The sequence below is a fragment of the Psychrobacter lutiphocae DSM 21542 genome (assembly GCF_000382145.1).
Lineage (GTDB): Bacteria > Pseudomonadota > Gammaproteobacteria > Pseudomonadales > Moraxellaceae > Psychrobacter > Psychrobacter lutiphocae.
Genome location: NZ_KB907628.1, coordinates 21,415 through 34,208 on the forward strand (window position 1 = coordinate 21,415; position 12,794 = coordinate 34,208).

Sequence of the window (12,794 nt, forward strand, 5' to 3'; positions counted from 1 at the left end):
TAATACAAATTAATCACCTAATACAAAAAAAGGATGAGTCCCTCATGGCGACATCAGCTTCCGTATCAGATAATAACCCAGCCCAACGACTTGCCAGCAAAGAACCTTGCGTGATTGTCGGCCATTCTATCGACGCCATTACCACAGCGACGGTGATGGTCAGTCTTGGTAACTCAGTGTATTTATATGCCGATACCAAGCAGTTACAACACACTTTAGAAAATTATAGCTTTGAGCATCAGCAACAAGCCCTATGGCAACTGTATCTTAGTCAAGATAACCTGAAAGTATTGCCGATGCCAGCAGAGGCTGGTGATCTATTTTCTCAGATGGATAACAAAAAATTTCAAGCAAATAATCACGTTAGCGCAGCCAGTCAACAGCAGTGCCAGCCCAGCTTGTATTGGCTATTTTATAGTGACTTCCCCACGTCTTGGTGCCAGGCAGATGTGGTGACGCAAGCTGGTACTCAGCCTTGGGTGAGTGCGCTAAATGACAGTCAGATAGCGACTCAAACACCCATTATTTTAAGTGGCATTAGTACTTTAGGAGTATTTGCCGATATTGCTAACCAGTGCCGCCGTCCTTGGGTGTATTATGTGCCTTTTGTATTTTTACAAGATGGGCGTGCTTATCCTTCAATGCTGTCACCTAAGCTGTGGTTGATGGGTGAAAAAACAGCGGATTCAGTTGATAAAGTCGCCCTACTACAACCTCTAATAGCTCAAGCACAGGATAGCTATATTAGTGATATTGCGACTATTGAGTTTGCTCGCAGTGCCATCATGAGTATGCTGGCTACTCGGGTTAGTTTTATGAATGAATGGTCACGATTGGCTGATCAACAGGGTGTCGATATCTTAGAGGTGGCTGACATTATGGGGCTTGATAGCCGTATTGGTAGTAGTTACCTAAAAGCGGGCTGGGGTTTTGGCGGACAAACCTTACCTGCCGAAATTAAAGCATTGCAACAGACTTTAGAGCATACTCAAGTAGAGCATCGCCTGATGCAGGCAGTAAATGTGATTAATGATGATCAAAAAGAGCTGATTTTCCGTAAGTTTTGGCAGTATTTCGATGGGGCGATTGAACAAAAACAGGTCACCATTTGGGGTGCCAGCTATAAGTCAGGCTCTGGGCGTACTTCATCGGCAGCCATTCATCCATTATTGCGTCTGCTTTGGTCCTATGATATTACCACTTATGTCTATGCCTTAGAGGCAGAGTCTGAACTGGCTAGCTTGTATCCTGAACAGCCCTTATTGCAGTTTATTGATCAAGCAACTGCGACATTAGCGGACAGTGATGCGTTGTTTGTGCTGTCATGGCCGGAGACCAAGCGCTTACCGATTGGTGCCATTAATGAGGTGGTTGTGCCTGTATTTGATGCACAAAATGCCTTTAGCAATGCGCAAGTTCAGTCTCTGCAAGGTGAGTATCAGGGCATTGGTCGTCGTAACTAAAGTCATCCATCTTTCTTAATTCAAGTTTTTATGTTTTTTTAAACAACATAGCCGAATAACAGTTGAGCCTATTATGACCACTTCTTTAGCGTTTCCACACAAAAGCATTACCTCGTTTAAAGCCTATGATATCCGTGGCGAGCTGGGGGTTAACCTAGATGAAGACATTGCTTACCGTATTGGCCGAGCCTTTGCGCAAATATTGGGCAATACTAGCAGTAACGAAGACAAAAGCTCTGACAGTGACACCCCATTGCGTCGTTGCATCGTGATAGGCTGTGATATCCGAGACTCTAGCGACAGCTTAAAGCAGGCGACCATTCGTGGTATCGTGGATGCTGGCGTGGATGTGATAGATTTGGGCATGACAGGCACCGAAGAGGTGTATTTTGCGACCAGTCATTATCATGCGTTGGGCGGTATTGAAGTCACAGCCAGCCATAATCCGATTAATTACAATGGTTTAAAGCTAGTACGTGAAGGCTCTCGTCCAATTAGTGCTGATAGCGGTCTTGCGCAAATCCAACAAGTTGCGGAGCAAGGTGACTTTCAACCGGTCACCCAAGTCGGGCAAGTACAACAGCTGTTAGATAAAATCGCTTATATCGATCATTTAATGAGCTTTATTGATACCGATAAGCTTGTGCCATTAAAAATTGTGATTAACTCAGGCAATGGCAGCGCCGGTCCTGTGGTTGATTTGCTAGAGCAGCGCTTACAGCAAGCGCAAGCGCCAATTGAGATAATCAAAGTACATCACACGCCTGATGGCAGCTTCCCGAATGGTATTCCCAACCCCATGATTTTGGCCAATCGTGACTCTACCAAACAGGCGGTATTAGACAATCAAGCAGACCTGGGCATTGCCTTTGATGGTGACTTTGACCGCTGTTTCTTGTTTGATGCCAAAGGCGAGTTTGTGGAAGGTAGTTATGTGGTCGGCATGTTGGCGCAGGCTTTTTTGCAAAAGCACTCTGGTGCCACCATCGTGTATGATCCTAGAGTGTTGTATAACACCGAAGCCATTATTGCTGAAGGGGGCGGTAAGGCAGCCATCAGTAAGTCAGGGCATTCGTTTATTAAGCAGGTGATGCGTGAGTCGGGCGCAATTTATGGCGGTGAGATGAGTGCGCACCATTATTTCCGTGACTTCTTTTATTGTGACAGCGGCATGATTCCTTGGCTATTGACCATTGAGTTGTTATCGACCACAGGTAAATCTTTGGGTGAGCTGGTGAATGAGCGTATTGCGGCTTATCCAAGCTCAGGCGAGATTAACTTTAAATTGACTAAGGCCAGCAGTGATGAAATTTTGAGTGCCATTGAAAGCCACTTTGCGGCAGAAAGTCCGGTTAAAAATACTTTAGATGGGTTAAGCCTTGATTTTGGTGATTGGCGCTTTAATATCCGAGCGTCAAATACAGAACCTTTAATTCGATTAAATATTGAGACCAAAGCCGATGCGCAGTTATTGGCACAAAAAACGGCGCTGATTAAACAATGGTTGGCAGAGCAAGGCGCACAGTTGGCTTAAGTTAGTAAAGGTGGAATCCAAAAGCTTCTATTTTAGGACTGACGCACGAGTAGATATTATGGCAACTGGTAATCATTTATGTATCCTCTGAAGGTAGAGCCAGACGCTCCATAAATAATTAGCAGTCACTTTTAAAGCCTTGAAACCGTATTTTTGCGTAAGCCCTATATTCGAATTAACGAATTAACCAAATGCAGCAGTTAGCTCAAATTAGGTTCTAAACACAAGCTAAGTGCTAAATGTAAATAAGAGGTCAGTCATGCAATCTAATTCAGAGATTCAATCAAGCCAACAGCCACAGCCGCCGCAGCCAGTCGCAGGCACGCCAACAGCTACTGGTGAGCTGGATGACTTATTGGCATTGATGGCACGCCTGAGAGCAGACTGTCCTTGGGACAAAAAACAGACCAATCATAGTCTTATTCCTTATGCCATAGAAGAGGCGTATGAGCTGGCAGAAGCAGTGCAAGAAGGCGATATAGAAGACATCAAAGGCGAGCTTGGTGATGTCTTATTGCAAGTCATTTTCCATTGTCAGCTGTATGCCGAGCAGCATCAGTTTGATTTATCAGATGTGATTTACACTTTGCAAAGTAAGCTGATTCGTCGCCATCCGCATGTGTTTGAAGCAGACAAATTGCCCGATGATGAGGCGGTCAAACAACGCTGGGATGAGATCAAAGCGTTAGAAAATGCCGAGCGAGAGCGCCGTGGTAAGCCCAAACGCAGTTTAGATTCAGTCAAAGCGGGCAGTGCGCTGATGCAAGCGCAAAGTTTGCAACAAGCTGCCAGCAAATTAGGCTTTGACTGGGATGGCGTGGATGGGGCGATTGCCAAGCTTGAAGAAGAGATTGCCGAGCTAAAACAAATCATACCCAAAGCCGGTGAAAAAGCAGATGCGGCTCAAAAAGCAGCGCTAGAAAAAGAGCTGGGTGACTGTGTGTTTGGTCTGGTTAATGTCGCCCGCAAGCTGAAATTGGATGCCGAAGCGGCCACCTTGACTTGCACTCACAAATTCCGCTCCCGCTTTGCTTATATCGAGCAGGAGTTGGCTAAGCAGGGTCAAACCCCAGAAACCAGTAGCTTACAACAGATGGATGCGCTGTGGGAGCAGGCCAAGCAGCATGAATAAGCGCTGGCAGGATGATGTTAAAGACAGCATAAAAGAAGGTGTCAAAGCAAACGGCCAATCAACAGGTGTTATCAGTAAGCGTTTTTCGCCTGTTATTATTAGCAGAGGGCTTTTTGTATTATTTATGCTCTGGATACTGCTGTTTGTGGCAATGGTTAATTCCCATGCTCAAGCCAAAAACAACCTTCAAGTCCAAGCCGAGCAATGCTTTGCAGATCCTAAGCAGGCGTATGCTTACTTAATAGCGCAACAGCAGCAACAACGTCTGCAAGCCGATCAGGCTAAGCACAATACAATCATTAATATCAATCAAGCTGGTGAGGCAGAGTTAACCCAATTGAGCGGTATTGGCAGTCAAAAAGCGCAGCAGATTATTTTGTATCGAGAGACGTTTGGGCTATTTACATCGGTAGATGATTTGGCAAAAGTGAAAGGCATCGGCGCTCAGACGGTCGCAAATAATCGCGATAGAATGATAGTGCAGTAGCGGTTTGTCACTTAAATTGGCTTAAACTAAGGCTTAAATGACATACTTTAAAATCATAATATAGTGACAAATGGCGCCAGCCAGTACAAATAAATGCCAGATGACATGGTTATAAGGTATTTTTTCAACCGCATAAAATATGATGCCTACCGTATAAAATAAACCACCAGCTGCTAAATATAGCAAGCCATTCCATGCCACAGCCGCTTTTAGTGACGTTAAGTCCACCAAGATTAACCAGCCCATGACCAGATACAATAAGGTTGAAAATAATTCAAAGCGGCCAGTAAAAAACAGCTTCATAATGGTGCCAACAGCTGCAATCCCCCAAACACACCCCAATAAAATTAGACCATTGTGATCTAACATATTAATAACCAATACTGGGGTGTAAGTACCGGCAATTAGTAGGTAGATGCTGATATGGTCTAACACTCTCAGCTTTCGTTTCAGCTGCGGCTGAGATACCCAGTGATAACAGGTTGATGCCAAAAACAATACAATAACCGATAGCCCATAAACAGTAATCCCAGCTTGGCTGTATTTGGTTTTATGGCTGTCATTAGCCAGTAACGCCAATAAGCCAAAACCACCCAATATAGCCCCAATGCCATGAGTAAGCGCATTGAGACGTTCTTCTATTACAGTCTGTACGCGCATATTGTTCAAAACTACGATGATGAATGAAGAATTCTGACTATAGCATTGTATAATTCAATTTGAAATACCCGACAGGTGTTGAGAATGCTTCATTCACGTTTACGGCTTAGGTTGGTCTAGTGAGACTCGGTGATGAGTTTAGGTGATGAAAGTAGGGGAGCCAGTGCAAGTTTTATTAAGTCTATATGTTAAAAATAATAATAAAATTAATAAGATAGGTTTGTAATCCACACAAATATATATCCAAAATTTACATCTTATTTCAAGTTAAATATGATGGATTACTCAGTTATTGTTTAATGAGTACAGACGGCTTGCAGAATTTTGTCATCTTTAGCAAGAGGCTGCCAGATAAGTTCATTAAGGGATTTAAGTGTGTTAGGCGCATTGTCTGAGCTAGTGAGACTGTCTTGATCGCTATCTATATTGGTATTGAGACCGATAGGATCGGCAAGGGTTTGCTGGGTGCAGTTAACCAGTTGAGGTACTATCTTAGTGCTCATGCGTCGTTCAAATAAATAGAGATTAACTTGTTTGATGACCTCTGCTTGAGAAGAGTCGAGACGCTTGTTGGGGGCTACGGCCATAAAGCGAATCACTTGTGGTTTGATATAACTCCAAGGACGAAACCAAGTCTTACCTTCAATCAGTTTAAGTACCTGTGCATCTTTGGGGAGTTTTTCTATTTGTTGCTCATGCCAGTGATATTCTTGATGAATTTGAAACCCTAACATGCCAATGCCTGCAAAGATAGGGATAAGCCATTTGGGTGAGTTAAATCCGATAAGTTTAGAGAGGTGGCGGATAATAAGTGCTAAGCCTGCCATCGCAAATCCTGCGCTGATGGTGGCAATAAATTCGTAAATCATTTCTTTTCCTGTGTTGGCTTGTAAGCCCGTACCTGTCAGTGAAATGAGCCAGATAACTCTGGCTCATTTTTATTAACGTGTTCCATTTATACACGAACTAATTCTAATCTTATATCAGCTCGGTAGCTTAGTGATCAACGGCAGCACCAGCACCACGTGGAGAGCGGACGCTTTCTACCAGCTCTTGAATATGAGCAGGAGGTGGCGCAGTCATTGATGACACGACAAAGGCAACGATAAAGTTAATTAAAGCGCCAACAGCACCAAATGATAGTGGTGAAATACCAAATAACCAGTAATCAGCGGTATCTGGGAAGTTGGCAGTCCCTGCCATAAAGAACCAGCCTTTATAGATAAAGATATAAATCAAGGTCAGGACTAGACCAGTTAGCATCCCTGTAATAGCGCCAATACTGTTGATACGCTTCGAGAAGATCCCCATCATTAATGCTGGGAATAAAGACGCACCAGCAATACCGAAGGCGAGAGCAACAACCTGAGCGGCAAATCCTGGGGGATTTAAACCAAGATAAGTGGCAACAATGATAGCAACTGCCATAGAAATACGGGCAGCTAACAATTCACCTTTATCAGTAATATTGGGGTTAATATTACGCTTGATTAAATCATGGCTAATGGCTGATGAGATGGCTAATAATAAGCCAGCAGCGGTCGATAATGCAGCGGCCAAGCCACCAGCAGCAATTAGACCAATAACCCAAGGTGGTAGATTTGCAATTTCGGGGTTGGCAAGTACCATGATGTCCTTGTTAACATCAAGCTCGTTACCCTGCCATCCAGCGCCATCAAATTTACCATCTAATACATTGCTATGGGCGCTACGAGCCGCTTCAACAGCAGCTGTGGCTGCAGCAACATCGCCACCTTCAGCTTCAGCAGTGGCTAATGCTGCTTGAGCTGCACCGAGGCCACTATCATTATACATCTGAATACGGCCATCGCCATTTAAGTCTGAATATTGAATTAAGCCAGTTTCTTCCCAAGTTTGCATCCAGCTTGGACGCTCATCATAAGGAAGGGCAGGTGCATCTACACCTTGTGGATAAACGGTATCGATTAAGTTTAAACGTGCCATAGAACCTACCGCAGGGGCGGTAAAATATAGCAAGGCAATAAATACCAGTGCCCAACCAGCAGACCAGCGTGCATCAGCAACTTTCGGTACCGTGAAAAAGCGAATGATAACGTGTGGTAGACCAGCCGTACCTATCATTAATGATAAGGTAAAGAGCACCATGTTTAACTTATTTGGTACGTCAGCAGTATAAGCGGTAAAACCAAGCTCAGTGACCACTTGATCCAGTTTGGTTAATAGTGGTAAACCAGATTCGGTATGGGTTGAGAACATGCCTAAGCCTGGAATTGGATTGCCAGTAAGCTCAAGTGAAATAAACACCGCAGGGACAGTATAAGCGATAATCAATACCACATATTGTGCAACCTGAGTATAGGTAATGCCTTTCATACCACCCAAGACAGCGTAGAAGAAAACCACGATAGCGGCAATAATAAGCCCTGTGGTATTGTCCACTTCTAAGAAGCGAGAAAATGCTACGCCGGCACCTGTCATCTGACCGATAACGTAAGTGGTCGACGCCACAATTAAACAAACCACAGCGACCAAAGCGGCTGTTTTTGAATAAAAACGATCGCCAATAAAATCTGGTACTGTAAATTTACCAAACTTACGTAAGTAAGGAGCAAGCAGGAGGGCAAGCAATACGTAGCCACCGGTCCAACCCATCAAATAAGATGAGGCACCATAGCCACCTGCGGCCAATAAGCCCGCCATAGAGATGAAGGAGGCGGCACTCATCCAATCAGCGCCTGTTGCCATCCCATTTAAAACAGGGTGAACACCGCCACCTGCGACATAAAATTCTTTGGTAGATCCTGCGCGCGCCCAAATTGCAATACCGAAATACAGCAAGAAAGAGGCACCAACGAACAGAATATTAATTGTAAATTGACTCATTAGGGTTATTCCTCGTCTACACCGTATTTTTTATCAAGCTTATTCATGCGCCAGGCGTAGAAGAAGATGATGGCGATAAAGGTCGCAATCGACCCTTGTTGGGCAAACCAAAAGCCCAAATCAGCGCCGCCGAATTGGATGTTTGCAAGTAGAGGTCGGAATAAAATAGCAAAGCCGTAAGGGACAATGGCCCAAACCGCTAAGCAGCCTAAGATGAGGCGCACATTGGCTTTCCAATAGCCTGAGGCATCATGATTATTACTCATGTGACAAGCTCCTTTTGTCATAGTTATTTTATAAGAGGGCTGTTTGGGGGGAACACAGCCTGATGATAATCCGTTATATCAAGCATAAACGTGTCGCTTTATTTAGACATATTGTCGTAAGCGTATTGTTTTGAAGCTATCAAGGCAGGAGTTACTATTGTAACTTTAAGTGTAAATGTGCTTTAAAGTTAAGCAAATTGTATGAACTAAGTTACTATAATGTTTCAGTTTACAGCTGTAATTGACGGATAGCAACCAACTATTTAGAAAAAGTTAGTCTTTTTGAGTAAAAATAAGGCTTAGAGAGTGATATGAGGTTTATCAAGCGTTGATGACGTTTATGGGATTATGAGAAATACAGAGTCAAAAAATACCCCACTCAATAGAGTAGGGCATTTTTAGCAAAATTGTATTACAAAGCTAAAGTCGATTACATATTTGGATAGTTTGGACCACCGCCACCTTCTGGTGTTATCCAAGTAATATTCTGTGATGGGTCTTTAATATCACAGGTCTTACAGTGCACACAGTTTTGAGCATTAATTACAAACTTGGCACCTTCTGCATTTTTAACGACTTCATAAACCCCTGCTGGACAGTAACGCTGTGCTGGTTCTGCATAGACAGGCAAGTTCACCTCAATAGGCACGGTAGGATCAGTAAGTTTTAAATGGCTTGGCTGATCTTCAGCATGGTTGGTATTTGAAATAAATACCGATGACAGCTTATCGAAAGTCAGCTTACCGTCTGGTTTTGGATAATCAGGCTTGTATGATGTGCTTGCTTTATCCAAAGCCTTATAATCAGGTGTAGTGTCATGGATGGTTAACGGCATTTTGCCACCTAGGATGTTGTGCTCAATAAAGGTGAATGCGCCACCCATAAATAGACCTAAGCGGTGCATGGCCGGGGCAAAGTTACGTGCTGATTTATTGTCTTCATATAGCCAAGACTGCTCAAACTTGTCGGTGTAGCTGGTGACTTCATCATGCTGACGGCCAGCTTGTAGAGCTTCAAAGATGGCTTCAGCTGCCAACATACCTGACTTCATTGAGGTATGTGTGCCTTTGATTTTAACTGGATTTAAGAAGCCAGCATCATCACCAACAAGTACGCCACCTGGGAAAGTTAGCTTAGGTAAAGAGTTTAAGCCACCTTTGGTCATGGCACGTGCACCATAAGATAAGCGTTTGCCGCCTTCTAAGACCTCTTTAATCACTGGATGTGTTTTTAGGCGCTGCATTTCATCAAATGGCGATAGGTAAGGGTTGCTATAAGATAAGTCGATGACCAGTCCAAAGCTGACTTGGTTGTTTTCATCATGGTATAACCACCAACCACCGCTTGAGCCAGTTTCGGTTAACGGCCAGCCTAAGCCATGCATGACGACACCTGGCTCATGCTTGCTAGGATCTACTTCCCATAGTTCTTTGATACCGATACCATAATGCTGGGGATCGCTGTCTTTATCTAGGTCAAAGCGACTGATTAAACGCTTACCTAGGTGACCACGACAGCCTTCGGCAAATACTGTATATTTGGCCAATAGCTCATAGCCTGGCTCATAGCCTGGTTTGTGAGAGCCATCGGCTGCCACGCCCATATCACCCGTTAAGACACCGCGGACTGAGCCATCATCGTTATATAGAATTTCTGCAGCGGCAAAGCCTGGGAACATCATGACTTCAAGCTCTTCTGCCTGCTCAGCCATCCAGCGCACCACGTTGCCTAGAGACACAATGTAGTTGCCTTCGTTGTGCATTGGCGCAGGGATTAAGCCGTTTGGGGTTCTGATTGAGCGGGTTTGTGAGTTGAGATAAAACACTCTGTCTTCGGTGACAGGCACGTTTAGTGGCGCCCCTTTTTCTTTCCAGTCTGGGATAAGTTCATTTAACGCACGAGGTTCGATGACTGCACCAGATAGGGTATGAGCCCCAAACTCTGAGCCTTTTTCAACCACACAGACCATAAACTCTTCATTGCCAGCTTCTAACGCAAGTTGGCGCAGACGAATGGCTGTTGCCAGACCAGAGGGACCACCCCCAACGATAACAACATCAAACTCCATAGATTCACGTTCTATTTGTTCATCTTGCATTTTAGACTCCTTATAGCTGGCTTAATAATCACACAATGCGTGGCTAGACCATGATTGATTTGACAAGTCGTTGCTTAATAGTAAAGTATTTAATATAACTAAAAGTGAAGTAATCAATAGTAAAAATCAACTTAAAATCTTAATGAATAAATTAAGGCCTCAGTTAATTAATAGTTACTAATATCTATAATACAACTACTCATCAGTCACTTGTTCGCTGTGACTGTGCCATTATGTTAATTTTGAATGCTAGCAGATTTGGTTCAAACCGGTCCTTTATACCCAAGAATAATGTCAATTTATGGGCAAAAATCAGATTTTGGCACTTCATCTGGCAGTAATATAAAAAAAAGGGTTGCAGTTAGTGACTCATTATAAAATAAAAGTTAGATAAAGACGATACGATTTGTGACTGAGGCGTGATAAAGTACGAAAGTCATACTTTTCTTGTCAGGATACGATTATAATGTCTAATAATACTCTGAATCAGGTGAAAACAGCGCCTGTTGGATTAGAAGATCTGGTCACTCATCTTGAGCCATCTATTATCGATACACAGCAGAGTGACGAGCAACCGCAAGCAATGCTGCAAGGGCCCAATATTCCACCATTAAAACAGTGGCAGCCTAATTATTGTGCTGATATGGATCTACTCATCAAAGCCAATGGGGAATGGTGGCATGAGGGACGTCAAATTATGCGGCAATCTTTAATTGATTTGTTTGCTACTATTCTTTGGCGTGAAGGCAGTGATGAGGCGCCCCAGTATTTCTTAAAAACACCCGTGGAAAAAATGCGTATTCAAGTAGAGGATGTGCCATTTTTTATCACTCAGGTAAACGAGGTTCAGCAGCAGGGGATGAGTTATTTGCAGTTTGTCACTGCTACTGGTGATGTGGTGTATTTGACTGAGGATAATCTGATTGAGATGCGACCGTATTATCCTCAAGACAGCGCCCAAAAGCAAAGTGCTGAACCAGAGTACAGACCTTATATCCCTGTGAGATTTGGGATGTATGGCTTGATTTCACGTTCTGTCTTTATGCACTTGGTCGGACTTGGTGAGATCACAGAGCAAGATGGTGAAACACGACTGTCGCTGATCAGTGGCGGTAAGACCCACCACTTGTCGGTACCTAGCTAGTCAGCTTATAGCACAACAGCCAGCCAGCAGCATCAAATTGCGACATCAATTTCAACTTCGAAACCAAACGCTATGTCAGAATCTAAATCAAGTGCGACACCAGTCTCTGCCGATAGTACACACTTACTGACTCAAGCACACAGCTTGAGCCGCCCCTTATCTTTGCAAGCCAGTAATGAAGCTGATCTTATGCTGTCCTCTGCTGTCGCCCCTATTGGACTATTTGATTCAGGTGTCGGTGGACTGTCAGTATATATGCACTTAAAGCAGGTACTGCCTAACGAGCGTTATATCTATTATGCAGATACGCTCAATGTGCCTTATGGCCCACGCTCAAGTGACGAGATTAAGCAGTTAACCCTAGCGGCTGTCGATTGGTTGGTGGCTGCTGGCTGTAAGCTGTTAGTCATCGCCTGTAATAGTGCGTCAGCACACGCATTACAGCTGGTACGTCAACACTACCCACATATTCCGATTGTCGGACTGGTACCAGCGCTGAAACCTGCCGTTCTAAATACCGTCAGTAAAAGTGTGGCAGTGCTTGCCACCAAAGCCACCTTAGATGGGGTCTTGCTAAATGCGGTTATAGAGAATTATGCAGTACCAGCGCAGGTGAAGGTTATTAAGTGGTTTAATCCAGATTTGGTACCTTGGGTTGAGTCAGGAATGCCGATGCAAAGTGAGACTGTCTTGCGACTCAAACAGCAGTTGTATCAATTTGCACAAGAGCAGGTAGATCACTTGGTATTGGGCTGTACGCACTATCCATTTTTTCGAGATTATGTGATGGAAGAGGTTGCCAGTCAAAATCTTGGCATCACCGTCATTGACTCTGGTGCGGCGATTGCCAATCGGGTCAAAGATTTGTTGCGGCAATCCAATCAGCTTGAAGCGTTGCAGTTGCCTTTAGGGTCAGTCACTGGTGGCTTGTATGTCAATCATACTCAAGCACTAACTAAGCAAAACGCTAGGTTGGCAGTCAATACGCATAGGTTGTCATTTTTTGTCTCTGATCCTGGTGCTGATTTGAACAGTGTTTCCAACTTGGTGCAACGCTTGATATACCGCTAAGGTGATCAGAGTGCTCATCTAGATAGTGAGTAACAGCGAGATAGTGAGTAATAGCGAGATAGTGAGTAACAGCG

At 44.0% G+C, this 12,794-nt stretch carries 11 protein-coding genes; 6 read left to right on the plus strand and 5 right to left on the minus strand.

The genetic code is table 11. The features are described 5' to 3' along the window. Window positions 1-44: 44 nt before the first annotated feature. The 4 genes from H140_RS0103995 to H140_RS15425 all read left to right on the plus strand — a co-directional run bounded on the left by H140_RS0103995 (window position 45) and on the right by H140_RS15425 (window position 4,616). Window positions 45-1,463 (plus strand): UDP-glucose/GDP-mannose dehydrogenase family protein, encoded by a 1,419-nt coding sequence (locus H140_RS0103995; RefSeq protein WP_019672367.1) that lies wholly within the window; start codon window positions 45-47, stop codon window positions 1,461-1,463. Between the two features lie 73 nt (window positions 1,464-1,536). Continuing rightward, window positions 1,537-2,997, plus strand: coding sequence for a phosphohexomutase domain-containing protein (locus H140_RS0104000; RefSeq protein ID WP_019672368.1), 1,461 nt, complete (start codon window positions 1,537-1,539; stop codon window positions 2,995-2,997). A 259-nt stretch (window positions 2,998-3,256) separates the two neighbouring features. After that, window positions 3,257-4,129 (plus strand): nucleoside triphosphate pyrophosphohydrolase, encoded by an 873-nt coding sequence (gene mazG / locus H140_RS0104005; RefSeq protein WP_019672369.1) that lies wholly within the window; start codon window positions 3,257-3,259, stop codon window positions 4,127-4,129. Continuing rightward, the gene (locus H140_RS15425) at window positions 4,122-4,616 is read left to right on the plus strand and encodes a ComEA family DNA-binding protein (protein ID WP_019672370.1); all 495 of its coding nucleotides are present in this window, start codon (window positions 4,122-4,124) and stop codon (window positions 4,614-4,616) included. The genes mazG and H140_RS15425 overlap by 8 nt, the downstream gene beginning before the upstream one ends. 33 nt (window positions 4,617-4,649) lie before the next feature. Here the strand turns inward: H140_RS15425 and trhA are convergent, their stop codons facing one another. The 5 genes from trhA to H140_RS0104035 all read right to left on the minus strand — a co-directional run bounded on the left by trhA (window position 4,650) and on the right by H140_RS0104035 (window position 10,505). Further along, window positions 4,650-5,276 (minus strand): PAQR family membrane homeostasis protein TrhA, encoded by a 627-nt coding sequence (trhA, locus tag H140_RS0104015; protein WP_019672371.1) that lies wholly within the window; start codon window positions 5,274-5,276, stop codon window positions 4,650-4,652. A gap of 296 nt (window positions 5,277-5,572) precedes the next feature. Beyond that, complete coding sequence (locus tag H140_RS0104020; protein WP_019672372.1) at window positions 5,573-6,145, minus strand: hypothetical protein; 573 nt, start codon at window positions 6,143-6,145, stop codon at window positions 5,573-5,575. A 127-nt stretch (window positions 6,146-6,272) separates the two neighbouring features. Further along, the gene (locus H140_RS0104025) at window positions 6,273-8,141 is read right to left on the minus strand and encodes a sodium:solute symporter family protein (protein ID WP_019672373.1); all 1,869 of its coding nucleotides are present in this window, start codon (window positions 8,139-8,141) and stop codon (window positions 6,273-6,275) included. A 5-nt stretch (window positions 8,142-8,146) separates the two neighbouring features. Further along, window positions 8,147-8,407, minus strand: coding sequence for a DUF4212 domain-containing protein (locus tag H140_RS0104030; protein ID WP_019672374.1), 261 nt, complete (start codon window positions 8,405-8,407; stop codon window positions 8,147-8,149). 430 nt (window positions 8,408-8,837) lie between these two features. Further along, window positions 8,838-10,505, minus strand: coding sequence for an electron transfer flavoprotein-ubiquinone oxidoreductase (locus H140_RS0104035; RefSeq protein WP_019672375.1), 1,668 nt, complete (start codon window positions 10,503-10,505; stop codon window positions 8,838-8,840). Between the two features lie 466 nt (window positions 10,506-10,971). On the opposite strand from H140_RS0104035, the gene H140_RS0104040 reads away from it, so the two are divergent. Continuing rightward, complete coding sequence (locus H140_RS0104040; RefSeq protein WP_019672376.1) at window positions 10,972-11,649, plus strand: DUF1285 domain-containing protein; 678 nt, start codon at window positions 10,972-10,974, stop codon at window positions 11,647-11,649. Window positions 11,650-11,838: 189 nt separating this feature from the next. Then, window positions 11,839-12,720 (plus strand): glutamate racemase, encoded by an 882-nt coding sequence (murI, locus tag H140_RS0104045; RefSeq protein ID WP_227672920.1) that lies wholly within the window; start codon window positions 11,839-11,841, stop codon window positions 12,718-12,720. Window positions 12,721-12,794 lie beyond the last annotated feature (74 nt).

Bases quoted from the DNA above. Each gene is read 5' to 3' on its own strand.
- H140_RS0104000 (WP_019672368.1), top strand. From the start codon at position 1,537: ATGACCACTTCTTTAGCGTTTCCACACAAAAGCATTACCTCGTTTAAA.
- trhA (WP_019672371.1), bottom strand. From the start codon at position 5,276: ATGCGCGTACAGACTGTAATAGAAGAACGTCTCAATGCGCTTACTCAT.
- H140_RS0104035 (WP_019672375.1), bottom strand. From the start codon at position 10,505: ATGCAAGATGAACAAATAGAACGTGAATCTATGGAGTTTGATGTTGTT.
- H140_RS0103995 (WP_019672367.1), top strand. From the start codon at position 45: ATGGCGACATCAGCTTCCGTATCAGATAATAACCCAGCCCAACGACTT.
- H140_RS0104025 (WP_019672373.1), bottom strand. From the start codon at position 8,141: ATGAGTCAATTTACAATTAATATTCTGTTCGTTGGTGCCTCTTTCTTG.
- murI (WP_227672920.1), top strand. From the start codon at position 11,839: ATGCTGTCCTCTGCTGTCGCCCCTATTGGACTATTTGATTCAGGTGTC.
- H140_RS15425 (WP_019672370.1), top strand. From the start codon at position 4,122: ATGAATAAGCGCTGGCAGGATGATGTTAAAGACAGCATAAAAGAAGGT.
- H140_RS0104030 (WP_019672374.1), bottom strand. From the start codon at position 8,407: ATGAGTAATAATCATGATGCCTCAGGCTATTGGAAAGCCAATGTGCGC.
- H140_RS0104020 (WP_019672372.1), bottom strand. From the start codon at position 6,145: ATGATTTACGAATTTATTGCCACCATCAGCGCAGGATTTGCGATGGCA.
- mazG (WP_019672369.1), top strand. From the start codon at position 3,257: ATGCAATCTAATTCAGAGATTCAATCAAGCCAACAGCCACAGCCGCCG.
- H140_RS0104040 (WP_019672376.1), top strand. From the start codon at position 10,972: ATGTCTAATAATACTCTGAATCAGGTGAAAACAGCGCCTGTTGGATTA.